Source organism: Sulfuriferula thiophila, from assembly GCF_003864975.1.
Lineage (GTDB): Bacteria > Pseudomonadota > Gammaproteobacteria > Burkholderiales > Sulfuriferulaceae > Sulfuriferula > Sulfuriferula thiophila.
Window position 1 is genome coordinate 18,939 of the sequence record NZ_BHGL01000046.1, and the last position, 23,471, is coordinate 42,409.

Genomic DNA, 23,471 nt, shown 5'->3' on the forward strand with positions numbered 1-23,471 from the left:
ATAATCAATTCACTAGTCTGTTTTTTCGTCAGTCATTGCAATCTTCCATGTTTCATCCCGATGTTGATAAGAACTTCAATGACGCTTGCCGCCAGACGTTTCATTTGTAATCGCTGGGCAGGTTTGTTACGATTTAAAATTTTTGAGCAGGCGGTTTATGCAAAGCGATCTGAAGGCACTGGAGTTTGATGGCATACGGCGGATTTTGGAACGGCTGACTTTTTCGCCTTATGGTGCTGATGCAGCCAGAAATCTTGAACCTGCACCGGATTTATCGATAGTCAGACAAATGCAGGCAGCCGTCACTGCCGCGCGGCAAGTGGTGGATGCTTTTGTGATGCCCCGTCTGCAGAATGTGCCTGATATTCGTGCTGCGCTGCGCCAGGCTAACCAGGCCGGTGCTGCACTGCCTGCCAGCGCACTGCATAATCTGCGCATGATCATGCAGATCGGTTTGACGTTGCGTGATCTGGTCGGCAATTACCCTGATTTATATTCCCGGATTAATATGTTAAAGGCGCCGGCCAGTTTGACCGAAGCGCTGGATAAAACGATTAATGCCGCGGGACGCTTGCGTGAGGATGCAACTCCCGAACTGGATGGCCTGCACAAGCAGTTTCATCAAGTGCAAACAGCATTGGAAGCGCAACTGAAAGCCTTGATGCTGTCGCCTGAATACGCGGGTTTCTTTGATGAGCATAGTCGCGTGCAGTGGCATGGTATGCGCGCTGTGCTCGCGGTTCGCGCGATTCATGCGGATAAACTTAAAGGCGTGCGGCGCGGTTCCAGTGGTGGTGGGCGTGACATTTTGATAGAGCCCATTGAAGCTGTCGCCCATAACAATCGTCTGGAAGCATTGAATGGCCAGATCGAAGGTCAAAATCAGATTGTGCTGCGCGCAGTGACCGATACGGTACGCGAACATCTGCTGGATCTGAATCAACTGGTCGATGCCATTACCTGGATCGATCTGGCACTGGCAGCCGGCCAATTTTCCGCAGCACTCAATGCAGTGCCGCCGCAATTAATTGATGAGCCGCGTGTTGTGTTGCAGCAGGCCTATCATCCTCAACTGTTACTGCAATTTCAGGAAAAAAGTATTTCACGCCTAGTTGCGCTGGATATTGATCTCGGCGGCAAGCAGTCGATGATGGTCATTACCGGGCCGAATACCGGCGGCAAGACTGTTGTGCTGAAAACCGTAGGGCTGCTGGTGACTATGGCGCACTGTGGTTTGCATGTACCTGCTGAAGGCAATTGCATTATCGGTAACTTCAATCGGGTGATTGTGGATGTGGGCGATAAACAAAGCCTGCATAACCATTTGTCTACTTTTGCCGGGCATGTTGAAGTGCTGAAAAGATTATTGGCAGAAGCCGATGAGCGCACACTGGTATTAATGGATGAACTGGGTACAGGTACAGATCCGGAAGAAGGGGCTTCGCTGGCGATGGCTGTTCTGGATGAGCTGGCGATTCGTAAAGTGCATGGCATCGTGACCACGCATCTGACTCCGTTGAAGGGTTTCGCCGATCAGCATCCGTATCTGAGTAACGCATCCATGCGCTTTGATTACGCCACGCTGTCACCTACCTATCAACTAGAATTCGGTCAGCCAGGTAAATCGCTCGGGCTGATAATCGCCGAAAAGAATGGTTTGCCTAGCTCTCTGGTTAACCATGCACGGGTATATTTGCAGAAGATACAAGCGGGTAAGGCTGAATAGCCGTTATACTGTCGGCTTTTAGCAAATAGGTATGCCGTAATGAGTCAGATGAATGCATTGTTATTATATTGTCGCGCAGGCTTCGAGAAAGAGTGCGCGGCCGAGATTATGGCAAATGCGGCAGAACTAGGTGTAAATGGTTATGTAAAAGCGACTGAAGGTGCAGCCTGGGTGCTGTTTCAGGGACAGACTGCTGAAGAAATCGAATTGATTACTTCGCATTTGCTGTTTTACAAACAGATTTTCGCGCGGCAGTGGATACGGGTTGCGCCGCTCTTGGAAAATCTACCCGAAGGCGACAGATTATCAGCAGTGCGCGATCTGATTGCTGAATTCGGACAGCGTTATAGTGAAGTATGGGTAGAAACACCGGACACGGATGCATCCAAAACCCGACTCGGATTTTGCCGCCGTTTCACCAAACCGCTCACCGCCGCGTTGCAGAAAAAACATCAGCTTGTTCCTGAGAGCCATTCGCCTCGTTTGCATGTCTGCTTCATTGCCGATGATGCTGCATTTGTTGGTGTAATCGAACCGGAAGTTTCATCACCGTGGTTCATGGGTATTCCACGGGTGCGTGTAGGTAAAGATGCGCCGAGTCGTTCTGCAGGTAAGTTGGCCGAAGCGTTGATGGTGATGCTGCCAGAGGATCGCGCTAATGAACTTAAAGCCGGCATGCGCGCAGTGGATCTGGGGGCAGCACCGGGCGGTTGGTCATGGGTGCTGGCACAGCGTGGCATTCGGGTGACTGCAGTCGATAATGGCCCGATGGCCGCGACAGCGATGGCCACGGAAATGATTGAACATGTGCGCAGTGACGGTTTCAGCTATCGCCCGCATCATCCAGTGAACTGGCTGATATGCGACATGGTGGAAAGCCCCTCGCGTATTGCTCAGTTAGTCGCAGAATGGATTGCGCGAGGCCACGCCCGCCATGCAATATTTAACCTCAAATTGCCGATGAAGAAACGTCTTGAAGAAGTAAGGCGTTGCGAGGCGATCATTGAAGCTCGTCTTGAACGTGAAGACATTGGCTATACTATAGAAATCAAACAGTTGTATCATGATCGTGAAGAAGTTACGGTATGCCTGATGCGGAATAAGGCAACTCGGTAAATTTAACCCATTACCTGGCATGCTATCTTGAATATGCTCAATTATCGTATTAGCTTGTTAGGTCTGGTGTTGCTGATTGGTGTATGGTCTGGCATACACCCGCACGATTATTTCACCTGGATGCTGGAAGTAATGCCGGTATTTATTGCCGTGCCGGTATTACTGTTCACGCGCGAACGTTTCCCATTAACACCGCTCACTTATACGCTGATTGCCATTCATGCCACCATTTTAATGGTGGGTGGTCATTACACTTATGCAGAAGTGCCATTGTTCAACTGGCTACGCGATACGTTCGAATTGTCGCGTAATTATTATGACCGTCTGGGACATCTGGCTCAGGGTTTTGTCCCGGCAATCATTACGCGTGAAATCCTGTTGCGTACTACTGCTTTAGCGCGAGGGAAAATGCTGTTTTTCCTGGTGGTGTGCGTGTGTCTGGCGATCAGTGCCAGTTATGAGCTTGTCGAATGGATGGTTGCAGACTTAAGTGGTAGCGATGCTGTGGCATTTCTAGCGACACAAGGAGATGTCTGGGATACACAAAAAGATATGTTGATGGCGCTGATCGGTAGCATTCTGGCGCTGACCTTGTTGCCGCGTATCCATGATCAGCAGTTACAGCGCCTTACTTCAACGCTGCACGTATAACCAGAATCTTTCTTCATCATCACCCGGACGCGCACCATCCCACACCAACTGCCAGCTTGCAGCAAGATCAAGGGGTGGCTGTTTGGCCCAGCCATCAATCAGCAGTACGTCACAGTCAGCATCCGGGTGTAATTCGCGACGCTGGGTAAGTATGCCCAGATAATATTCGAGCATAGGGCGGGTAGACTCCCCCAAACCCTGGCTGGCGATACAGCGGTATTGTGTGGGCAGATGTGGTTGCATGGACATATAAACGCCACGATAACTTTTGGCATTATCGACCCACGGTAGCCAGAGTGTGGCAAACAATATCCAGAACAGGGTGGTGCCCATGGACAGACTGACAACAGCGCGACTGGTGAGCTTAGGCAGCCAGAACCATGCTGCGAGATAGCCGAGTGTGGCCAGCACTGCCAGCGTGATTGGCAGTGCCTGGAGTGGCATGACAAAATCCATCGGCAAACCACGTGCGAGTATATGCCAGTCGGGCGGCTTACCGACGAACACCATCATTCCCCAGACATACCAGCTAATGACGGCTAATGGCGTAAATAACAGTCTGGCAAAGTAGTCTGTATAACGATTCAGCCGTTCAGGCAACGCAGTGATTGCCGGGATGGCCAACAAGGTAAGGCTGATCAGCATCGGCAGACCATATGCAGTACGTGCGGAGGCTGAGGCCTGCATCACCAGCAGGTATACAGCGAATGCAATCAGCCCATACTGCAATGGTGCGCTGTGGCGCAATCGGTGGCGTTGCTGCCACAGACTGATAATGGCAAGGGGTAACACCGGGAAGGCAAACCAGGGCAGTGTTTTTGGCCAGAACCAGGTTGAATTATCTGCTCCCAGTTGCGGTACCGAAAATCCCAAAAATCGACCGACGTTATTCAGCCAGAACCAGACATGAAACAGTTCCGGCGAGCGCAGGTAAAGTGCAATTGGCCAGATCAGTAGCCAGGGTAGCGCGACGATAGTTGCAATTGCCAGTGTCTGGGCGAACTCACGGCGGCGCCAGATGGCGAACATGGCAGGCAGTAGTAGCGCAGTTACCCCCAGCGCGCCCGGCACCAGCAAGCCCTTGGAAAGAAAACCGATACCCGCGCCGATACCTAGCCATATACCGGCCCATAGCGGACGTTGCAGACTCAGGGCGAAGCCGTAACTGGCGATGGCGAAGCCTGTCAGCATCGGCACATCGGTAATCATGATGTGGCTCTCGAACAGCAAACCGAAGCTGGCAATCAGTGCGATGATCGCGTAACGGCCGTTACCGTTGCCCCACCATAACCTGGCAGTGAGGCCAGTGAAAATCAGGGTTAATGCACTAAATAATCCACTGGCGAGGCGAGCGCCGTCGTGTAACGGTAACCAGTGTTGAGTCGCTTGCGCCAGAATGGCCGCCACCCAGTAGTACAAAGGCGGTTTTTCCAGGAAGGGTTCACCGGCAACTTGCGGTACCACCCAGTCGCCACTCTGCAGTATGTGATAAACCATGCCGAAGATGTAAGTTTCATCCTGTTTCCAAGGCTCGTGGCCGATCAGACCTGGCAATAGATAAGCCAGTGCCAGTGTGACCACAAACCACAGCGAAATTTGAGCGCGCATAATTTAGCTGGACTGCAGTGCCAGAGTGCCGGAGCGACCCGGTATTTCGCCCTGGATCACATGTTCTTTGGGTAGCTTGCTGATGTCCAGGGCGGCATAATAGTCGGCAAGGCTGACTAATTCATAGCCTTGTCGTTTCCAGCCGCTGAGCAGTTGCTCGAATATCGGCGAGAGTTTCTGGCCTTCGAGTTCAGCATGCAGCGTATACACATGGCCATAAGGTGTTTCTTCAGCAGTCATGCGCAAAATGGCATCTGCTACGTTATCGGTATCGATACCATCGGTGCCGATCACTTCATCAAGCGTGGGCAGGGTGGTAGGGAGCTGTGGACAACTGGTTGCACCATTGGTCAGCACCGGAATAAAGGGATGCGTGCCGCGTGAATCTGATGCGTAAGCCATGCCCCACTGCTGTTCTTGCAAATACGCGGCATCGTTCATCTGCCAGCCGGCAGCACAGTGCGTAGTCGGTTGGACTCCGAACACCTCCTGATAACGCTGATAGGCTTTATTCATTTCACGCTGGGTCCAGGCTGGACTTTGCCTGGCAACGTTATCCTGCCATTTGACATGGTCAAAGGTGTGGATGCCGGTTTCAAAACCGGCAGCCGCAACATCACGTAATATCGGCGCGCATTTACGGCCAATATCGGGTCCGGGTAGCAGTGTGCCGTAGAGCAGGGTTTTCAGGCCGTAATGTTCCAGTACCGAAGTGCGCGATACCTTTTTCATGAAGCCAGGCCGCAATGCACGGCGCACGGCGCGTCCGGTATGGTCCGGGCCAAGGCTGAAGAGAAATGTCGCTCCTGCACCATGACGTGTCAGCATTTCCACTAATTGCGGTACGCCTTCGCGGGTGCCGCGATAAGTGTCTACGTCGATTTTGAGTGCGAGGAGGCGCATGATTTTTTATTAAGGGGCAGGGCGGAGAACACAGTACGGACACGGTTTGTCCGTACTGTAAGGGTGGAATTAATCCATTAATGCGCGCGCTGCGCCAACTTGATCGCGGTAGGCATCAAATACGTGTGCAAGCGCCTGTTCCATGGTGTATTCAGGCTTCCAGTCCAGATCTTGCATGGTATTGTCGATCTTCGGAACGCGGTTCTGTACGTCCTGATAACCTTTGCCGTAATAAGCTGCGGATGTGGTTTCCACAATGTTCACTTTAGCCGCAGTGGTGCTGTATTCCGGGTATTTCTTCGCCAGATCCAGCATCATGGTTGCTAAAGTACGGATAGAGTGATTGTTGACCGGGTTGCCAATGTTGTAAATCTGGCCGGAAGCAACGCCATCCTTGTTTTCGATAATCTTCATCAATGCAGAAATGCCGTCATTGATATCGGTGAAGGCACGTTTCTGACTGCCGCCGTCAACCAGCTTGATATCTTCGCCACGCACAATATGGCCAAGGAACTGGCTGATGACACGTGAGCTGCCTTCTTTCGGCGTGTGAATACTGTCCAGACCCGGGCCAATCCAGTTGAATGGACGGAACAAGGTAAAGTCCAGTTCGCCTTTCATGCCGTATGCCCAGATCACGCGGTCCATTAACTGCTTGGAGCAGGAGTAAATCCAGCGCGGCTTGTTGATAGGACCAAGTACCAGTTCCGAGTTCTCCGGATCAAACTGCTCATCATGGCACATGCCATATACTTCTGAGGTCGATGGGAACAACAGGCGTTTGTGGTATTTAACACATTGACGCACGATAGGCAGGTTAGCTTCGAAATCCAGTTCAAATACACGTAATGGATCGTTCACGTAGGTTGCTGGTGTAGCAATCGCTACCAGTGGCAGTATCACATCGCATTTTTTAACATGATATTCAATCCATTCCTTATTGATGGTGATATCACCTTCAAAGAAATGGAAGCGGGGATTACCGGCAAATTCAGCAACTTTATCCTGCATCATGTCCATGCCGTAGACTTCCCAGTCTGTGGTTTCCAGAATACGCTTGGACAAGTGGTGACCGATAAAACCGTTAACACCCAAAATGAGGATTTTTTTCATGAAAGTCTCTTGATTAAGTTGTTGAAGTTAAGCTAAATATAATGCTTCATTACCAAATACCGCAAGGTATTCAGCGGGGTTGATATGCTTCCCATCCCACTCCAGCGCAAGCAGTTGTAAGGTGCCACCACCGCTGCAATGAACGTAACAGCCATGATTATCGCAAAAAAACACCGACTTGGCATCGTTGTTTGCTTTTTGATCAATCATGCGGCTGCGCAATACACGTAATGGCTTGCCTGACAAAGTAGTATAAGCGCCGGGATAAGGGGGCGCTACGGCACGAATGAGATTGTGAATTGCATTGGCGGACAGTGACCAGTCGATTTTGCCATGCTCGGGACGGCGACCGCCAAAGTAACCGCCTTGCGTCAAATCTTGCGGTTTTGCTGCTGCGGTTCCAGCGATCAGTGCAGGCAAGGCCCGATGCAGCGTGATCTCGGCCGCACAGGTGACTTTGCGGAATACATCGCCAGCAGTGTCGTCGCCTAATATGGGTACAGCGGTCTGTTCGACAATGGCGCCGGCATCGGGTTTTTCTGTCATGTAATGCAGGGTGGCACCGGTTTCGGTTTCACCGTGGATGATGGCCCAGTTTACCGGCACGCGTCCGCGATAAGCTGGCAATAACGATCCATGCAGATTCAATGCGCCTTGTTTCGGTATTGCCAATAGCGGTGTCTTGATCATCAGCTTGTAGTAGAACGAGAAGATGAAGTCGGGAGCCAGCGCTGTAATCTGCGCAACGATTTCCGGTGTGTTGGGATCATCCGGTGTGATGGTCGGGATGGCGTAGCGTGCGGCGAGCTCGGCAACACTATCAAACCAGATCAGATCGCCAGGCGCATCCTGATGTGTGACGACAAGCGCAATCTCGACGCCAGCATCGATCAATACCGATAAACAGCGTACGCCGACATCATGGTAGGCAAAGACAACCGCGCGGGTCATGGTTTTTCTTGCTCTAATACAGTTTCAATCAGATAGCGCGGACGTTGACGTACTTGCTGGTAGATACGGCCGATGTATTCTCCGAGCAAACCAATACCAAATAAGATCACGCCCATCAAAAAGAACATGATGCCGAACAGGGTGAATACACCATCAACTTCCGGACCGTAAAAAATGCGTCGATAGGCCAGATAGGCGACAAAAAAAGCCGATAAGATTGATAAGCCGACACCCACCAGTGAGAACATTTGCAACGGCACCAGCGAGAAGCCGGTAACCAGATCGAAATTCAGGCGGATCAACTGATACAGCGAATATTTCGATTCGCCTGCTGCGCGTTCCTCATGCGCAACTTGAACTTCGCCAGGATGGCGGGCATAGGTATAAGCCAGTGCAGGGATGAAGGTGTTGACTTCCTTGCTGTGATTGATCGCGAAAATAATTTCACGGCTATAGGCACGCAACATGCAACCCTGATCGGTCATTACCACATGGGTGATGCGTTCACGTAATTTATTCATGGCCCATGATGCATGACGTCGCCAGGATGAATCTTGTCGCTGCTGGCGCACACCGCCAACGTAGTCATAGCCTTCGTCCATTTTCGCCAGCAGTTTTTGGATTTCTTCTGGCGGATTTTGCAAATCGGCGTCCAGCGTGACAATCCGTTCACCACGGCAATGTTCAAAACCGGACATGATAGCCATGTGCTGGCCAAAGTTACCTGCCAGCAACACCACGCGAGTAACATCCGGCCGGATATTGAATTGCTCACGCAACATCGCTGCAGAACGGTCACGACTACCGTCATTGATGAAAATGATTTCGTAACTCAGTTTGAGTGCATCCAGCGCTGGGTAGAGCCGGTTAAACAGCACCTGCAAGCCTTGTTCTTCGTTATAAACCGGAATGACAACAGATAATTGCGGACTGCTCATAACTTGACCTCGGTGAGTATTTCAGCACATGCTGAGCAGACGCGTTCAACATCGCTCTGCGTCATGGTTGGGAATAGGGGGAGGGTGACGATACCCGCACCGACGTGCTCGGCATGAGGAAACTGCCCTTCGGTATAGCCCAGAGCACGGTACAGCTTGAATAGGTGGATAGGCGGGTAATGCACGCCAACTGCAATATCACGGGCTTTCATGCGCGCGATAAATTCGCCGCGGCTGATGCTCATGTGCGCCAGTGGCAACACTATCTGGAACATGTGCCAGTTACTATCAGTGAAATTGGCGATGGGTAATTCACAACCCAGACTAGTGTCGAATTTGGTGAAATAATGCTGAGCCAATTCGCGGCGGCGCTGGGTAAACTCAGTCAGATGCGGTAATTGTCCCAGACCTATCGCGGCAGCAATATCGGTAAGGTTGAATTTGCCGCCGGCGACATCTACTTCCATCGTCCCATCAGCTGCGCGCACCACGCCTTGCAAACGCAGTTTTTCACACATAGGCACCATGGCAGAATCTGGCAGTACCAGACAGCCACCCTCGCCAGTGGTGAGGTTTTTATTAGCATGGAAGCTGAATGCCACCAGATCGCCAAAGCTGCCGATAGAACGGCCACCCCAGCTGGCACCGAATGATTGCGCAGCGTCTTCAATCACACGTAATTGATGCTTATTGGCAATGCCATAGAGCACATCACGATCAACTGGCAGCCCTGCCAAGTCAACGGCAATGATGGCACGTGTGCGCGGGGTGATCGCGGCTGCTATCAGATTCAGATCGATGTTGCGGGTATGAGGGTCAATGTCGACAAATACCGGCTTCGCGCCCGCCAGTACAATGACATTGGCCGTAGCGACCCAGGATAGCGGCGTGGTGATGACTTCGTCGCCCGGCTGGATATCAATCAGATCCAGTGCAATTTCCAGAGCGGCCGTGCCGGAATTCAGGCTGCGAACGTCGCGACCGCCCATCAATGCTGATAATTGCGCTTCAAACGCCTGTACTTTGGGGCCGCTGGTGAGCCAGCCGGAGCGCAGCACATCGCTGACCGCCTGTATGGTTGCTTCGTCTATGGTGGGACGGGTAAACGGTAAGAATTCCATTAACTTCTCGTTATTAAAAATACGCCAAAAATAATCACGCCTATGCCTATCATGCGCTCTATGCTGACGGCTTCGCCAAACAGCCACCACGCTGCCAGCGCATTGACCACGTAGCCAAATGACAGCATGGGATAAGCAACGCTGACTTCGACGCGGGATAACGCCATGATCCAGACCACTACGCTGATCACATAGCAGGCCAGGCCGCCAATAATATGTGGTTCAGTAGCCAGCTTGAAGCCGATGGGCACGATGTTATTAGCATTAAAGGCGAAAGTGCCTATGCTGTTGGTGCCGGCCTTGAGGAGCAGTTGCGCCACTGCATTCAGCATCACGCCCGATAAAATCAGGATCCAACTGACTGCGCTCATGGTGTCTCCACCACGACACGACGGGTATCACGGGCTATCACACGCATAGGGAGTCCTTGTTCTGCAAATTGTTGATAATAAACTGGCGACATCACAGCCAGAGCATAAGGTTGCTGGCGCCATAATTGCAAGAAGGTGGCGACATCCGGTATCCATTTGTGCGGCTCTTGCTCAATACCGAAATACATCTCGTCAGGGTGCGCAACCAACGTCATTGTGCGTTGCAGATAGGGTGGCAGAGTTTGCTCGTACATCGCAACACTGTAGAACGGCACACCCGGTTTGAGGTAAGGCTTGATTTGTTGCGCAATGAGGTAAGCAGAGCTTGCCGGCGACAGTGCGTTGTAGCCGATATAAACAGATTGCCCCATCAGCAGGCCGGCCACCGCCATGACTGAAACAGCAGCGATGATCTGTTCGCGGCGTGCCAGCCACATCGCCATCACCGCACCAACCAGCCAGCACAGTGCGGCGGCTTGTATCCATGGGATGAAGTTGTCATATAAAGCAGCAGGGACTTCTGCACTGGCGCCTTTGCTGGCTAATGGTGCAAACCACCAGGCAGCCAGCGCAATCGGCACCATGATGCTGATTTGCCAGGCCAGGGTCTTGCCGGAAATTTTGCTGAGCCGCTCACCAATCAGCAACGCCAATGCCGGGAAAATCGGCAAAATATACGGCACCAGCTTGGAATGCGAGACGGAAAAAAACACAAAGATAAACGCTATCCATACCATCAGCATGCGATTAACCTGGAAATTATCCAGTGTCGTTGGCCGACGCTCCCAGCCACGCCATAGCGCGTGCAACATTGGTGCTAACCAGGGCAGGATGCCCAGCAGCACCACGGGAATAAAGGTATACCATGGATGAACACGCCCGCTGATCGGCGTCAGGTAGCGCAGTACATGCTCATGGATAAAGAAAAACCATAGAAATTCCGGGTTGGCATGCGACACCATAACAAACCAGGGTACGGTGATTGCAGCAAATATCAGCAAGCCGATGGTCAAATGCAGCCGCTTCCATAATCCCCAGTCACGCTGGATCAGCGTATACAGTATCAATACTGCGCCCGGGATGGCGACGCCGATCAAGCCTTTGCTCAGCATGGATAGCCCCATACCGGCCCAGCAGACATACATCCACCAGCGGGTTTCAGATTCGGTAGCCGTCGGGCGTTGCGCCAGTACCAGCGCTGCCAGACTCAGACTCATGAAAAAGCTCACACCCATGTCGAGGATATTGATGTGGCCGATTGCAAAATACAGGAAACTGCTCGCCAGCACCAAAGCAGCCATGATGCCCGCACGCTGGTTATACAGGCGTGATCCGGTCAGATAGACCAGCAATATGCCCATGAAGCCGGTCAATGCTGCCCATAGTCGGGCTGTCCAGTTGTGCTCACCAAACATGCTGTAGGCAACAGCAGTCGCCCAATATTGCAAAGCTGGTTTTTCAAAATATTTGAGGTCGTTTAGCCGTGGAGTGACCCAGTCGCCGGACTGAACCATTTCACGTGGAATTTCCGCATAGCGACCTTCATCCGGCCGAACCAGCGCATTGTGATCGAGTGTGGCAAACCAGAGGATGGCCGTCAGTGCAAACATTAACCAGAGCAGAATTTGCGGGGTAGCAGAGCGATTTGAGTTCAAAGCAATAGGTGACCTGTGGCTAAGCAGTGCGCGAAAGTAAGGATTATAACAAAGATAAAACGCTTACACCCAGCCGCGCCCAACCAATTCATCCTTGATATAAGCGTAATAAATCGGCGCGGCAACTACCCCGGTAAGGCCGAATATCGATTCCATCAACAACATGGCTATCAGTAATTCCCATGCCCGCGCATGGATCTGGCTACCGACAATGCGGGCATTCAGGAAATATTCCAGTTTGTGGATGAGAATTAAAAAAACCAGCGAACCGATCGCAATATTAAGCGACTGGCTAAGGCTTACGATCACAATGACACTATTCGACATCAGATTGCCAATCACCGGAATCAGACCTGCCAGGAACGTAATTGCGATCATGGTTTTGGTCAGCGGCAGGTGCACACCGGCCAAAGGCAGAATAACAACCAGATAAATCGCAGTAAACAAGGCGTTGATCGATGCAATACGCACTTGCGCGAAAACAATCCGGCGAAATGCCAGACCTATGCGCTGGGCCCGTTCAGCCATGGCGCGGGCCAGTGGCTTGTAGTGATCCATGGGGACGACCTCACGCAATGCCAGCATGCCGCCAATGATCATGCCTATCAATACATGAGCCGCCAGGCGCCCGGCCTCCTTGCCGGCCAACTGCAACTCTGCAGCATGGGCACGCAGCCATGTGGTAATGGCTAAGCGGAATGCCTCTGCGTCAGGGGGCAGGGAAGTAAGCAACCAGGCAGGGAAAATCTGACGGGAGCTTTCCAGGATTTCTGCCATTTTATCAAACAGCAAAGTCAGGCTGCCTGCATCTGAACGGAAAAATGCAATCAGGCCGACACTCGCCAAGGTGAGCAAGGTGATTACGGTAAATGATAACAGCCCAACAGCAATAAATTTGGAGCGTTGACCAGGCAAATGGCGAGCAAACCAGGGTGAAATAATATGGACTAATTCAAATACCAATAACCCTGCCAGTAGCGCCGGCAGCAAATGAAACAGAAGCACAAAAATCAGCACAGCAGCAGCGATTATCCAGGCTGAAATTTCGGAAGCGGTAGGGCGTGTATCTGATGTTATTAGCATATATAAATTTTCTTAAATGATTTTCATCTAATAATTGACAAGCACTGCGGCAATAGATAGATTCTAACAGTTGTGAATCCGTTTTTTTCGTAATTTATCACGCATTTTGCTGGGTATTTATACAGAGATGAAATCGCTTGTGAGCGGATTTCGGTATTTTTAACGTAATTTTAACTAAGGAGATTTACATGGCAGTTTTAGTATGCAAACCGGCCCCGGACTTTACCGCAACCGCAGTAATGGGCAACAATGAAATCAAGGACATCACCTTTTCTGAATTTACCAAAGGCAAGTATGTGGTGATATTTTTCTATCCACTTGATTTCACGTTTGTATGCCCATCCGAATTAATTGCTTTCGATCATCGTCTTGATGAATTTACCAAGCGCGGCGTGGAAGTATTGAGTGTGTCCATCGATTCGCAATTTACCCACCTCGCCTGGAAAAACACCCCGATCAACAATGGTGGTATCGGCCAGGTTAAATACACTATGCTCGCTGATATCAAGCACGAAATCGCGAAAGCCTACGATGTGGAGCTAGATGGTAGCGTTGCCTTGCGTGGTTCATTCCTGATTGACCGTGATGGCATCGTGCGCCATCAAGTCGTGAATGACCTGCCGTTAGGTCGTGACATCGATGAAATGCTACGCGTTATCGACGCATTGCAGTTCACTGAAGAGCATGGTGAAGTTTGCCCTGCCGGCTGGAAAAAAGGCGATGCAGGTATGGGTGCTTCCACTGAAGGTGTGGCTAAATACCTGGCGGAAAATGCTGACAAACTGTAATCGCACAGTTTGTATGTAAAAAAACGGCTATCTGCGAAGATAGCCGTTTTTGTTTGTGTCGCAGCCGCTTATTTAACCCATGAGTCCTTTAGGGTGACGGTGCGATTAAACACTGGTTTGCCAGGCAGGCTGTCCTTGAGGTCAGCAACAAAATAGCCGTGACGTTCAAACTGGAAACTTTCTTCGGCCACCGCACTTGCCAAAGCAGGTTCAACATACGCAGTAATCACTTGTTTTGCATTAGGATTGATGTCCAGCAGATAATCCCTGTCATCAGCACCCGGGTGCGCAACAGCAAACAGACGATCGTACAATCGCACTTCCGTTTCCAGCGCATGCGCAGCGGATAGCCAGTGAATATTGCCTTTGACCTTAACACTATCCGAGCCCGGCGTGCCGGATTTGGTGTCAGCCAGGTAGTTGCAATGCACAGCCAGCAATTCACCCTGTTCGTTGTAATCTGCGCCGGTGCATTCGATCACATAACCATAACGCAGTCGTACTTTATTGCCCGGGAACAAGCGGAAATAACCTTTGCTCGGCGTTTCCATATAATCTTCGCGCTCTATCCATAATTCGCGAGACAGGGGTACGACGCGCTTTTCCAGCTCTGGTTTGAGCGGATGATTGGGTGCAAAGCAGTCCTCGCTTTGCGCTTCGGGGTAGTTGTCGATAATCAGTTTGATCGGATTTAATACCGCGATACGCCGTTCAGCAGCAAGATTCAGGTCTTCGCGCATGCAGTCTTCCAGCACGCTCATATCGATCCATGAATCGGCTTTTGATACACCGATGCGGTCGGTAAACATGCGGAACCCGGCGGCAGTAAAGCCGCGGCGCCGCGCGCCCACCAGCGTGGGTAAGCGTGGATCGTCCCAGCCATCCACATGGCCGCCTTCAACCAGGGTGATGAGCTTGCGTTTGGACAACACGACGTAGGTCAGATTCAACCGGGCAAATTCGATCTGTTGTGGATGCCAGCCGAGTAGCGGTTGCAGTTGGTCCAGCACCCAGTCGTACAAGGGGCGATGGTCTTCGAATTCCAGCGTGCAGATGGAATGACTGATGCGTTCCAGCGCATCGGAAATGCAATGCGTGTAGTCATACAGTGGATAGATGCACCATGTGTTGCCGGTACGGTGATGCTCGGCGTGGCGAATACGGTAAATCACCGGGTCGCGCAGGTTGAAATTAGGTGAGGCCATATCGATTTTAGCGCGTAATACATGGGCGCCATCGGCAAATTCACCGGCTTTCATGCGCCGGAACATATCCAGATTTTCTGCTGCGCTGCGGTCGCGGTAGGGGCTGTTCTGGCCCGGGATGATATGCGTGCCACGACGCTCACGCATTTCTTCAGCGCTCTGGCTGTCTACATAAGCCAGGCCGCGCTCAATCAGGAATTCGGCAAAGGCATACAGCTTGTCAAAGTAATCAGAAGCAAAATATTGATTGCTGCCCCAGTCAAAACCTAACCAGCGCACTGCATCGATAATCGAATCGACGTATTCCTGTTCTTCTTTTTCCGGGTTGGTATCATCAAAGCGCAAATGGCAGACACCACCATAATCACGGGCCAGCCCGAAATTCAGGCAAATCGATTTGGCGTGACCATAGTGCAGATAACCGTTAGGCTCCGGCGGGAAGCGCGTTGCCATACGTCCACCCCATTTATTGCTGGCAATATCGTCATCAATAATGCTGCGGATAAAATTGGAAATAGCAGGTTTTTCTGTAGCGTCAGTCATTTTGTGTATGAGAGTAATCTTTAGCCGTATAATTTTACCTTAATTAAGCAATGGGGATATAAATGCAACGACGAGATTTTATTAAAGGTGCGGCAGGTGCCGGCCTGGCGAGTGTAGCCGCAGTCGCGCCATCATTAGCTATTGCGGCAGATGCACCGGTTATCAACTGGCGTCTGGCATCGAGCTTCCCCAAGAGCCTGGATACGATTTATGGCGCTGCGGAGACATTATCCAGGCGCGTTGCTGCGCTCACCAATGGTAAATTTCAAATCCGCGTTTTCGCCGGTGGCGAGCTGGTTCCGGGCTTGCAGGTGCTGGATGCTGTGCAGAACGGCACAGTCGAATGCGGGCATACAGCCAGCTATTATTATGTCGGCAAAAACATGGCGTTTGCATTTGATTGCGCCGTGCCATTTGGCTTGACCGCACGCCAGCAGAATTCATGGATGTATGCTGGTGGTGGCATGCAACTGATGCGCGATTTCTTCAAGAGCTACAATATCGTGCAATTTCCCGGTGGCAATACCGGCACGCAAATGGGTGGCTGGTTCCGTCATGAGATCAAATCGCTGGCTGATCTCAAAGGTTTGAAAATGCGTATTCCCGGGCTGGGCGGTAAGATCATGGCCAAGCTTGGCGCTGTGCCGCAAACCCTGCCTGGTGGTGATATCTACCCGGCGCTGGAGCGTGGTGCACTGGATGCGGCGGAGTGGGTAGGGCCGTATGATGATGAAAAGCTGGGTTTCTACAAAATTGCCAAGCATTATTATTATCCTGGCTGGTGGGAAGGTGGTCCGCAGCTGTCATTCATGGTGAACATGCAGAAATGGGCTGCCTTGCCGGAAGCTTATCGGCAGGCATTTGAAGTTGCCACTACCGAAGCCAATATGCTGATGCTGGCGCAATATGATGCCAAGAATCCCCCAGCGATGATGCGTCTGGTACAACAAGGAGTAAAGCTGCACGCCTTCCCTAAGGACGTGATGCTCGCCGCGCGGCGTGCCGCATTTGAGATTTTTGATGAGGAGGCCGCGAAGAATCCGGCCTTTAAAACTATCTACACCGAGTGGAAGAAATTCCGCGATAGCGAAATTCAATGGTTTAAGGTGGCAGAAGCACCGTATCAGAATTTCTTGTATTACGTAAAGTGAGTGACAGTATTATAGTCAATTAGCTTGTACGGTGAATTAAAATGAGCATACAGTCCGGAATGGCGTGAGCATTCCGGATTTTATTTTTTAAGACATTGCTCTACTCTGTTCAATACACTTGCTGGATTAAGGGGTTTAACTATAAAACCAGCGGCTCCCTTTTCCAACGCTTCGCTGACTTTACCCATCGTTGAATCCGCGCTTACCATCAATACTTTTGATGTTGGACTCGCCCAGTGAATTTCTTCCAGTGCTTGCAAACCATCCATTTTGGGCATGGCAATATCTAGCAACACAAGGTCGGGCTTTAATCTTGCGCACATTTTGACAGCCTGCTCACCATTGGTTGCTTCGCCGATAATCACATACTTCTCACTTTGCAGAATTATTTTTAGCAGTTCACGCATCATGCAGTCATCATCGACCACTAATACTGAAGGTTTTTTTAGATTATCCATCTTTTTGCATCTCCAATTTATGTGTTTTAAAGCGGTTGACAGAACCTACTGGTCGATGTGATTTCTGCTAAGCCATGCAAAGGTTTGAATTCCAGGGGGTCTACAAAAACATACCAGCTTGTATTGTTTAAGTTTAGCGATGTTGAAGATCATGGAAAGATTTGGTGGATGATAATTAAAAAGGTTTACAGACTGCGTTCCTTGGGAACTGATTGATGTTAAACAATCTTCAGATGCATTAGGTTGGCCTCGGATGTGGTTGTCATATTTGCATATGCTATTACCCGATTACGGCCTTCTTGTTTGGCACGATATAGCGCCTGGTCAGCCGCCGCGATTAGTGATGAGAATGATGAATCAGTTTGCATTGAGTCGGCAATGCCAACGCTGATGGTGCTGTTCATGGGTTTTCCAGAAAACTCTATGGTCGCTGCTGCATAAGTGGTGCGCAGTCGCTCTGCCAGTACCAGCGCCTCCTGCTCGGTAGTGGAAGGCATCAATATGCAAAACTCTTCCCCGCCATAGCGGGCAAAGTAATCATCGCCACGGATGACTGATTGTGCAATCCTGGCCAGGTGGCGTAATACTTCGTCACCTGTCTGGTGTCCATATTGATCGTTGACTGATTTAAACAAGTCAATATCCAGCATCATGATTGCCAGCGTATCCCCGGTACGAAGGTGGCGAGCCCACTGCACGGCAGCCTCTGCTTCCAGGTCGCGGCGATTGAAGGCGCCAGTCAGCATGTCGCGTAATGCCAATTTTTGCACTTCAGCAACCAGCCGGTTATTCAACATCAGCACAAAGCCAAACGTCACAAATAATTGCACTACCGTGGCGATAAAAAACAACAGGGTGTTGACCGGTAGCTGTGTATAGACACCTTGATAGATGCCTGCGTGCGAATGCCAGATAAACAGTCCTCGCACGAACAGCACCAGTGCAAGCAAAGCGAAAGATAATCCGGTAAACCAGCAGGCACTCTTCATGGAAGGTTCAGTCCGTACTAGCAGCAAGCGGGCACACGCTGCGTAGCCCACGGCATAGATCAATGAGTTTGCTATGGAACGGATGGTGACATCGGGTTGCAATACGGCAAGCCAGAAATTAAGGGCGAACACAGCGCTAACAATGAGTGCAGCTATCCGCCAATCGCTACGCACCCCTTTAAATTCCTGTAAGCCGTGATATTGCAAACCGATTGCTGCCGAGATGAGTGTAGAGCCGGCGACGACTGCCCAGCCATAGCCGGGGGTAGGAGTATGGAAGAAAAAAGCGAGACCTAGTCCTAGGCCGATGCACAAATTTGCATAAACCCATTGGCGTATGCCGCGGTCATTACCGGCATTCAGTCTTGCGAGCTCCAGCAACCCTGCCAGTAGCAGGGCCAGCATGGCGATCATCACCATGATTGTGCGTATATCCAGGCCCATCTGTCCCTTTGATGCTGTGCGATGTATGTGAATTAAGTTATGTTGAACGCAGCGAAAAGCCTGTTTTCATGGCGCATTCTGGCCTGTTTTATGTTCTAAATCAAATTTTTTGGGGTGGAACGGGTAAATCGACGTGGAAGCGGGCTCCTTTACCTTCCTCTGACTCAAATCCGATTCTTCCCCCCATGCGCTCTACCAGTTCGCGGGTAATGGCTAATCCTAATCCAGTCCCGCCTTTCTGGCGTGTATCCGATGAGTCAGCCTGGGAAAATTTCTGGAATATCCGGTTGCGAAATTCATCTGGAATACCGGGGCCATGGTCAATTACCATGATACGTACTAGCTCATTATGCATATAAACGGCAATCTGCACGGCACCATCATCGGGTGAGTATTTGATAGCGTTAGATAACAGATTGGACAGCACTTGCAACAGCCGTTGCTTATCGATGTTTACCGTTATGTCGGGTATTGCCATATCAAGTTCCAGCTTGATATGGCGATCGGTGCTGTATGCATGGTGGTTTTCTATGGCTTCCAAAAGCAACGGCATCAATGGGTGTTGCTGCATATCGAAATGCATTTTACCAGCCACAAGTTTTTCCATATCCAGGAGATCATTGATCAGGTATGTGAGCCGTTGACTATTTCTGTATGCGATATCAATCATCAGCTTTGCCCGTTCGGGTATTTCACCCAGAACTCCACCCGAAATCAGACCCAGTGAGCCGGAAATAGCGGTAAGTGGTGTTCGCAACTCATGGCTGACTGTAGAGACAAACTCGCTTTTCATGCGTTCTACACGGATGGTTTCCGTGATGTCATGAAACCAGCCCAATACCGCCGATTCACCCTGATATTGAATTTGGAGATAGGAAGCTAGCGCCCATTTAGTGCCAGCTCCGGGGATTCTTAACTCTACCAGTCGTTCAAAAATTTGCTCGCCATTTTCAATTTTATTCAAAATGTCAGCATAATCTTGCTGATTGGTATAGTAACTGGACGGATCCACGCCAGCTACTTGATCTGGTGCAGCATTGATCAATGCTGAGTATCGTGAATTGAAAAAAATTACTTGGTGACCGCCTTTCATGGCAATGCGAGCTGCCGTGGGACACGTTTCCAGCATATACCGGAAGCGTTGTTCGTTATCCCTTTGTACTATTTCAGCCTGCTTGCGTTCCGTTAAATCTTGCACGGTGCCTAACATGCGTACAGGCTTGCCACTGGTATCAAACGTTACATTACCGTGACTGTTGATATAGTGCTCGCTGCCATCAGGCCAAATTACCCTGAACTCACAATTGAAGTCATGCTCACCGCGTAGAAATTGTTGAAATTTATCTTCCACAAATGCAATGTCGTCAGGATGGATAGCGTCACGGAAAAGCGCATAACTGGGAACGACGTCCCGAGGCTGCAGGCCCCATAATCGAAAATGCTCATCAGACCACTGCAAATCACCCGTTACCGGATTCCATTCATAGCTACCCACATGCGATATTTTCTGAGCTTCGTTCAGCCTTGCCAAATTATTACGCTGAGTTGCAATCATGGTGTTGATTGCCATGGCCACCGATGCTATTTCTAAAGGGCCGTTTTCCGAAGCGCGAACCGACGTATTGCCGTTATGGATCGATTTTGCCACATTTTCCAAATCAACAATGGGCTTCGTAATGCGCTTGGCGATGAACAGAACCAGCAGGAGTAAAGTAACAATTGCAAACAGTGTAACTGCTGCATAGTTGATTGCCCTGCGTTCAGCCGCTGCGTATATCTCTGATGATGGAACGCCTACGAATGCAATCCATTTGGTGCCGGGCAGCGGCAGTACAGAATAATAGCGTTTTATACCATCCTGCCCAATCGCTTCAAATTCACCATCACGAATTTTGACTATCTGTTTTGCTGCTGATGAATCCCCGCGCTTACCTATCATCCCATCCGGATCAGTGTTTCGCCAGATCAAGACATTATCATCACTGATGAAGCCATAGCGGCTGTTTTTCGATATGAATTGCGTTGGAATGTCAGGATCATAAAAATCGAGACTCACAGGGAGCAATACCCCGCCGATCATTTCTTTTTTTGCATTCCGAATAGGGGCTGACATGACAGAAACTTGCTTGCCGGTGATAGGGCCGAGGAACGGTTGTCCAATTGAGAATTTTCGTTCATTTAGTAGGGCTGTGAACCATGGTGCTTTACCAATATTGACCATCTTCCCGCCGGGTTGGGGAACGGCTGAGCAAACTACCAGGCCATCGATATTTGCATAAGTGACATTCGCATAGCGTGGGTTCATATTATGTAAGCTGTGCAGCACTTCATCGCAGTTGTCGGGATTAAGCTGTGTAACCAGTGGCCGAACCGCAAGACTTTCAAGAATCTGACGGGCATTTTCAATATTCCCACCCGTGTTTCTCACCATCGTATATATCAGGGTGCGCAGCGATTGTTTAGCGTTATGGATGGTCTGTTGCATGTCGGAATAAATGCCGTACCCAACAATCGCCAGCAGCGGGATTGTCATAGCCAGAACCAATAGCAGGAGATAGGTTCTGATGGAGGATAGGCGTGCATTCATATATTTTTATAAATATCAGTATGTTGAGACCTTTGCACGATTGCTGTGCTTGTTCATATTTCGTTGAAAATCAGCTCAAAATGCTCATGTACTAGTTGTACACTCCGCTTTTTCGCTGATTTCCGCCTCATCTGAACTGCGCTCGCTACATCGTGCAAAGGTCTCATGTTATTTGGTGGCTATAATAATGTTTGTATCCTGCTGAAGTTGATACTATCGCGTTGATTTGGTGGAAGCAAGGACATAATCACGCTGGTTTATCAGGCGTCACGGAGAAATGTTCTCAACCTCATGCCGACATGATTCATGATGATTTTAAACGATAATCTTAATGCTCAGTCTGGCTTGATAACACAAACAAATTGTCCTGGAGTCGGACAGCCGGATTCGGTTCTGATTGGCACGTCGTGTATGTTATTTATCAGGAAACCGGTATTACACAATAATTTAGTCAGATATTCTGGATGATGGCTGTATCGGCCACTGATATTCAGTTGATAACCCAGAGCGTTGGCTTCAATAAGTGTTTCAGTACTAAAAATCAAAATGCCCGCGGGCTTAAGTTGCCGATAAATCTGCGCAAGCAACTCATCCAGTTGCCCTAGATAAATGAAAGTGTCCATGCAGGTGATTAAGTCATACTTGCCATTCGACGCGGATAAATAATCGCAGATGTCGGCTTTATGCAGCTGATGGTAAATCTGTTTGATCGCGGCTTGATCCAGCATGGCCTGGCTAAGGTCGACACCCACCAGCTTGCCGGCATAGGGCGATAGCATCTCACCCACCAGGCCGGTACCACAGCCCAGATCCAGCACATCCAGATTAGCCGCAGCGGGCGTTAACCCCGCTACATATTCGTGCACCAGTTGCGGGCCGCAATATTTCAGTCTGCCAAGAATGGTGTCGAAGCTGTTAGCGAAAGCATCAAAAGTCTGCTCGACATATTGAACAGCGCATTTTTCTGGCGCAGGGAGCCCACGATAGGCGGTTATTAAATGCCTGGCGACAGGATTGTCTGGTTCCGCAAGCAACCAGTTTTCAAGCACGGCAACAGCGTCTTCTATCCTGCCCAGCTCGTAATAGGCCTGAGCAAGCATGATTCTGGAGGTGATGGTTGCCGGTGCCGCAATGATGCCGCAGTAATTGCTGTGCCTGGCTTCTGTGTAGCGTTCCTGTTTAAGATATAAAGCGGATAACAGATAAAATGCATCCGGGCAGTTCGCGTCGATTTTGGTCGCTGTGCTGTAACATTGCTCGGCACGATCTAATTCTCCGCATGATTCGAATGCACTACCAAGATTGGTCCAGTAAAAATATTTGTCAGGGTCAATGGCAATCGCTTTGGTGTATGCATTTATAGCGGAGCGCTTCAGGTCTTGTCTAGCTAGGGTTATGCCAAGATTAAAATGCCATTCGGCATGATTGTTCTCCAGTGCAATGGCCGCAGTTAATAGCGCAACAGACTCAGTCAACCGGTCAGTTTGCTGCAATAAAAAACCAAGATAGTGTTTGGCTTGCGCGGCATCTGGCGCTTGGCTGATGATCTCCCGATAAAGCCTTTCAGCTGAGCTCAGGTCACCTTCAAGATGCTTGTGCAAGGCATCCATATACAGTGCTTGAATATGTTCGTGAACCGCCATTTATTGCAATTCGGATTTGACTTTTGAACGTTGCTGCTTGGTTTCGCCACGCTGCTGTTTACCCGCTAAACGCCGCTGTTTGGAGGCGAAAGTCGGTTTGGTAGCATGGCGAGATTTGGGTTCTATGGTTGCCGCGCGGATTAACTCAGCCAGTCTGGCACGGGCATCGTCACGATTACGGCCCTGGGTGCGAAAACGCTGGGCCTCAATAATCAGGATGCCATCCTGCGTAATGCGGTTGCCAGCCAGTTTGATCAGGCGTGCCCGGACAGTTTCAGGCAGGGAAGGGGATGCCGCCACGTCAAAACGCAATTGCACGGCAGTGCTTACTTTATTGACGTTTTGGCCTCCGGGGCCGGAAGCCCGGACAAACAGCTCATTCAGTTCTGATTCAGGAATACTTAAAGTGCGTGTGATGCGTATCATT

At 50.3% G+C, this 23,471-nt stretch carries 20 protein-coding genes; 5 read left to right on the forward strand and 15 right to left on the reverse strand.

Going from position 1 to position 23,471, the window contains the following annotated elements; all coding sequences use genetic code 11:
• The first annotated feature begins 157 nt into the window (after positions 1-157).
• The 3 genes from EJE49_RS11865 to EJE49_RS11875 are packed head-to-tail and all read left to right on the forward strand — an operon-like array spanning position 158 to position 3,493.
• A complete protein-coding gene (locus EJE49_RS11865) occupies positions 158-1,726 on the forward strand; it encodes an endonuclease MutS2 (RefSeq protein WP_124951101.1) in 1,569 nt (522 codons plus the stop codon).
• Between the two features lie 39 nt (positions 1,727-1,765).
• Positions 1,766-2,842 carry a 23S rRNA (cytidine(2498)-2'-O)-methyltransferase RlmM gene (gene rlmM, locus EJE49_RS11870; protein WP_223246942.1) on the forward strand — a complete coding sequence of 359 codons (1,077 nt, stop codon included), beginning with the start codon at positions 1,766-1,768 and terminating at the stop codon, positions 2,840-2,842.
• Between the two features lie 33 nt (positions 2,843-2,875).
• Positions 2,876-3,493: a DUF2238 domain-containing protein gene (locus EJE49_RS11875; protein WP_124951875.1), complete on the forward strand. Its 618-nt coding sequence runs from the start codon at positions 2,876-2,878 to the stop codon at positions 3,491-3,493.
• Here the strand turns inward: EJE49_RS11875 and EJE49_RS11880 are convergent.
• The 9 genes from EJE49_RS11880 to EJE49_RS11920 all read right to left on the reverse strand — a co-directional run bounded on the left by EJE49_RS11880 (position 3,476) and on the right by EJE49_RS11920 (position 13,236).
• Positions 3,476-5,101: an ArnT family glycosyltransferase gene (locus tag EJE49_RS11880; RefSeq protein WP_124951103.1), complete on the reverse strand. Its 1,626-nt coding sequence runs from the start codon at positions 5,099-5,101 to the stop codon at positions 3,476-3,478. The two genes, EJE49_RS11875 and EJE49_RS11880, sit on opposite strands and share 18 nt — an antisense overlap.
• Positions 5,102-5,104: 3 nt before the next feature.
• The gene (locus tag EJE49_RS11885) at positions 5,105-6,004 is read right to left on the reverse strand and encodes a polysaccharide deacetylase family protein (RefSeq protein ID WP_124951105.1); all 900 of its coding nucleotides are present in this window, start codon (positions 6,002-6,004) and stop codon (positions 5,105-5,107) included.
• Positions 6,005-6,073: 69 nt separating this feature from the next.
• Positions 6,074-7,117 carry a bifunctional UDP-4-keto-pentose/UDP-xylose synthase gene (locus tag EJE49_RS11890; RefSeq protein ID WP_124951107.1) on the reverse strand — a complete coding sequence of 348 codons (1,044 nt, stop codon included), beginning with the start codon at positions 7,115-7,117 and terminating at the stop codon, positions 6,074-6,076.
• A gap of 27 nt (positions 7,118-7,144) precedes the next feature.
• Complete coding sequence (locus EJE49_RS11895) at positions 7,145-8,068, reverse strand: formyltransferase (RefSeq protein ID WP_124951108.1); 924 nt, start codon at positions 8,066-8,068, stop codon at positions 7,145-7,147.
• The gene (locus tag EJE49_RS11900) at positions 8,065-9,006 is read right to left on the reverse strand and encodes a glycosyltransferase (RefSeq protein WP_124951110.1); all 942 of its coding nucleotides are present in this window, start codon (positions 9,004-9,006) and stop codon (positions 8,065-8,067) included. The genes EJE49_RS11895 and EJE49_RS11900 overlap by 4 nt, the downstream gene beginning before the upstream one ends.
• Entirely contained in the window at positions 9,003-10,127 is a 1,125-nt protein-coding gene (locus EJE49_RS11905) for a DegT/DnrJ/EryC1/StrS family aminotransferase (RefSeq protein WP_124951112.1), read from the reverse strand. The genes EJE49_RS11900 and EJE49_RS11905 overlap by 4 nt, the downstream gene beginning before the upstream one ends.
• Positions 10,127-10,498 carry an SMR family transporter gene (locus EJE49_RS11910; protein WP_124951114.1) on the reverse strand — a complete coding sequence of 124 codons (372 nt, stop codon included), beginning with the start codon at positions 10,496-10,498 and terminating at the stop codon, positions 10,127-10,129. Before EJE49_RS11910 ends, EJE49_RS11905 begins: the two co-directional genes overlap by 1 nt.
• Positions 10,495-12,153 carry an ArnT family glycosyltransferase gene (locus EJE49_RS11915; RefSeq protein ID WP_223246943.1) on the reverse strand — a complete coding sequence of 553 codons (1,659 nt, stop codon included), beginning with the start codon at positions 12,151-12,153 and terminating at the stop codon, positions 10,495-10,497. Before EJE49_RS11915 ends, EJE49_RS11910 begins: the two co-directional genes overlap by 4 nt.
• A gap of 63 nt (positions 12,154-12,216) precedes the next feature.
• Positions 12,217-13,236, reverse strand: coding sequence for an AI-2E family transporter (locus EJE49_RS11920; RefSeq protein WP_124951116.1), 1,020 nt, complete (start codon positions 13,234-13,236; stop codon positions 12,217-12,219).
• Between the two features lie 188 nt (positions 13,237-13,424).
• Between EJE49_RS11920 and EJE49_RS11925 the strand changes: the two genes are divergently transcribed.
• Entirely contained in the window at positions 13,425-14,024 is a 600-nt protein-coding gene (locus EJE49_RS11925; protein ID WP_124951118.1) for a peroxiredoxin, read from the forward strand.
• 68 nt (positions 14,025-14,092) lie between these two features.
• On the opposite strand, the gene EJE49_RS11930 is transcribed toward EJE49_RS11925, so the two are convergent.
• Positions 14,093-15,772 (reverse strand): glutamine--tRNA ligase/YqeY domain fusion protein, encoded by a 1,680-nt coding sequence (locus tag EJE49_RS11930; protein WP_124951120.1) that lies wholly within the window; start codon positions 15,770-15,772, stop codon positions 14,093-14,095.
• Positions 15,773-15,834: 62 nt separating this feature from the next.
• Between EJE49_RS11930 and EJE49_RS11935 the strand changes: the two genes are divergently transcribed.
• A complete protein-coding gene (locus EJE49_RS11935) occupies positions 15,835-16,923 on the forward strand; it encodes a TRAP transporter substrate-binding protein (protein WP_124951122.1) in 1,089 nt (362 codons plus the stop codon).
• Between the two features lie 80 nt (positions 16,924-17,003).
• Here EJE49_RS11935 and EJE49_RS11940 read toward each other — a convergent pair whose 3' ends face one another.
• The 5 genes from EJE49_RS11940 to arfB all read right to left on the reverse strand — a co-directional run bounded on the left by EJE49_RS11940 (position 17,004) and on the right by arfB (position 23,470).
• A complete protein-coding gene (locus EJE49_RS11940) occupies positions 17,004-17,381 on the reverse strand; it encodes a response regulator (RefSeq protein WP_124951124.1) in 378 nt (125 codons plus the stop codon).
• Between the two features lie 218 nt (positions 17,382-17,599).
• Positions 17,600-18,814 (reverse strand): GGDEF domain-containing protein, encoded by a 1,215-nt coding sequence (locus EJE49_RS11945; protein WP_124951126.1) that lies wholly within the window; start codon positions 18,812-18,814, stop codon positions 17,600-17,602.
• Between the two features lie 100 nt (positions 18,815-18,914).
• Positions 18,915-21,347, reverse strand: coding sequence for an ATP-binding protein (locus EJE49_RS11950; protein ID WP_189941886.1), 2,433 nt, complete (start codon positions 21,345-21,347; stop codon positions 18,915-18,917).
• Between the two features lie 389 nt (positions 21,348-21,736).
• Complete coding sequence (locus tag EJE49_RS11955) at positions 21,737-23,044, reverse strand: tetratricopeptide repeat protein (protein WP_124951130.1); 1,308 nt, start codon at positions 23,042-23,044, stop codon at positions 21,737-21,739.
• The gene (arfB, locus tag EJE49_RS11960) at positions 23,045-23,470 is read right to left on the reverse strand and encodes an alternative ribosome rescue aminoacyl-tRNA hydrolase ArfB (protein WP_124951132.1); all 426 of its coding nucleotides are present in this window, start codon (positions 23,468-23,470) and stop codon (positions 23,045-23,047) included.
• Between the last annotated feature and the right edge of the window lies 1 nt (position 23,471).

What these genes read in the sequence shown, in the direction of transcription:
- EJE49_RS11865 (WP_124951101.1), top strand. Translation starts at nt 158, where the DNA reads ATGCAAAGCGATCTGAAGGCACTGGAGTTTGATGGCATACGGCGGATT.
- rlmM (WP_223246942.1), top strand. Translation starts at nt 1,766, where the DNA reads ATGAGTCAGATGAATGCATTGTTATTATATTGTCGCGCAGGCTTCGAG.
- EJE49_RS11875 (WP_124951875.1), top strand. Translation starts at nt 2,876, where the DNA reads ATGCTCAATTATCGTATTAGCTTGTTAGGTCTGGTGTTGCTGATTGGT.
- EJE49_RS11880 (WP_124951103.1), bottom strand. Translation starts at nt 5,101, where the DNA reads ATGCGCGCTCAAATTTCGCTGTGGTTTGTGGTCACACTGGCACTGGCT.
- EJE49_RS11885 (WP_124951105.1), bottom strand. Translation starts at nt 6,004, where the DNA reads ATGCGCCTCCTCGCACTCAAAATCGACGTAGACACTTATCGCGGCACC.
- EJE49_RS11890 (WP_124951107.1), bottom strand. Translation starts at nt 7,117, where the DNA reads ATGAAAAAAATCCTCATTTTGGGTGTTAACGGTTTTATCGGTCACCAC.
- EJE49_RS11895 (WP_124951108.1), bottom strand. Translation starts at nt 8,068, where the DNA reads ATGACCCGCGCGGTTGTCTTTGCCTACCATGATGTCGGCGTACGCTGT.
- EJE49_RS11900 (WP_124951110.1), bottom strand. Translation starts at nt 9,006, where the DNA reads ATGAGCAGTCCGCAATTATCTGTTGTCATTCCGGTTTATAACGAAGAA.
- EJE49_RS11905 (WP_124951112.1), bottom strand. Translation starts at nt 10,127, where the DNA reads ATGGAATTCTTACCGTTTACCCGTCCCACCATAGACGAAGCAACCATA.
- EJE49_RS11910 (WP_124951114.1), bottom strand. Translation starts at nt 10,498, where the DNA reads ATGAGCGCAGTCAGTTGGATCCTGATTTTATCGGGCGTGATGCTGAAT.
- EJE49_RS11920 (WP_124951116.1), bottom strand. Translation starts at nt 13,236, where the DNA reads ATGCTAATAACATCAGATACACGCCCTACCGCTTCCGAAATTTCAGCC.
- EJE49_RS11925 (WP_124951118.1), top strand. Translation starts at nt 13,425, where the DNA reads ATGGCAGTTTTAGTATGCAAACCGGCCCCGGACTTTACCGCAACCGCA.
- EJE49_RS11930 (WP_124951120.1), bottom strand. Translation starts at nt 15,772, where the DNA reads ATGACTGACGCTACAGAAAAACCTGCTATTTCCAATTTTATCCGCAGC.
- EJE49_RS11935 (WP_124951122.1), top strand. Translation starts at nt 15,835, where the DNA reads ATGCAACGACGAGATTTTATTAAAGGTGCGGCAGGTGCCGGCCTGGCG.
- EJE49_RS11940 (WP_124951124.1), bottom strand. Translation starts at nt 17,381, where the DNA reads ATGGATAATCTAAAAAAACCTTCAGTATTAGTGGTCGATGATGACTGC.
- EJE49_RS11945 (WP_124951126.1), bottom strand. Translation starts at nt 18,814, where the DNA reads ATGGGCCTGGATATACGCACAATCATGGTGATGATCGCCATGCTGGCC.
- EJE49_RS11950 (WP_189941886.1), bottom strand. Translation starts at nt 21,347, where the DNA reads ATGACAATCCCGCTGCTGGCGATTGTTGGGTACGGCATTTATTCCGAC.
- EJE49_RS11955 (WP_124951130.1), bottom strand. Translation starts at nt 23,044, where the DNA reads ATGGCGGTTCACGAACATATTCAAGCACTGTATATGGATGCCTTGCAC.
- arfB (WP_124951132.1), bottom strand. Translation starts at nt 23,470, where the DNA reads ATGATACGCATCACACGCACTTTAAGTATTCCTGAATCAGAACTGAAT.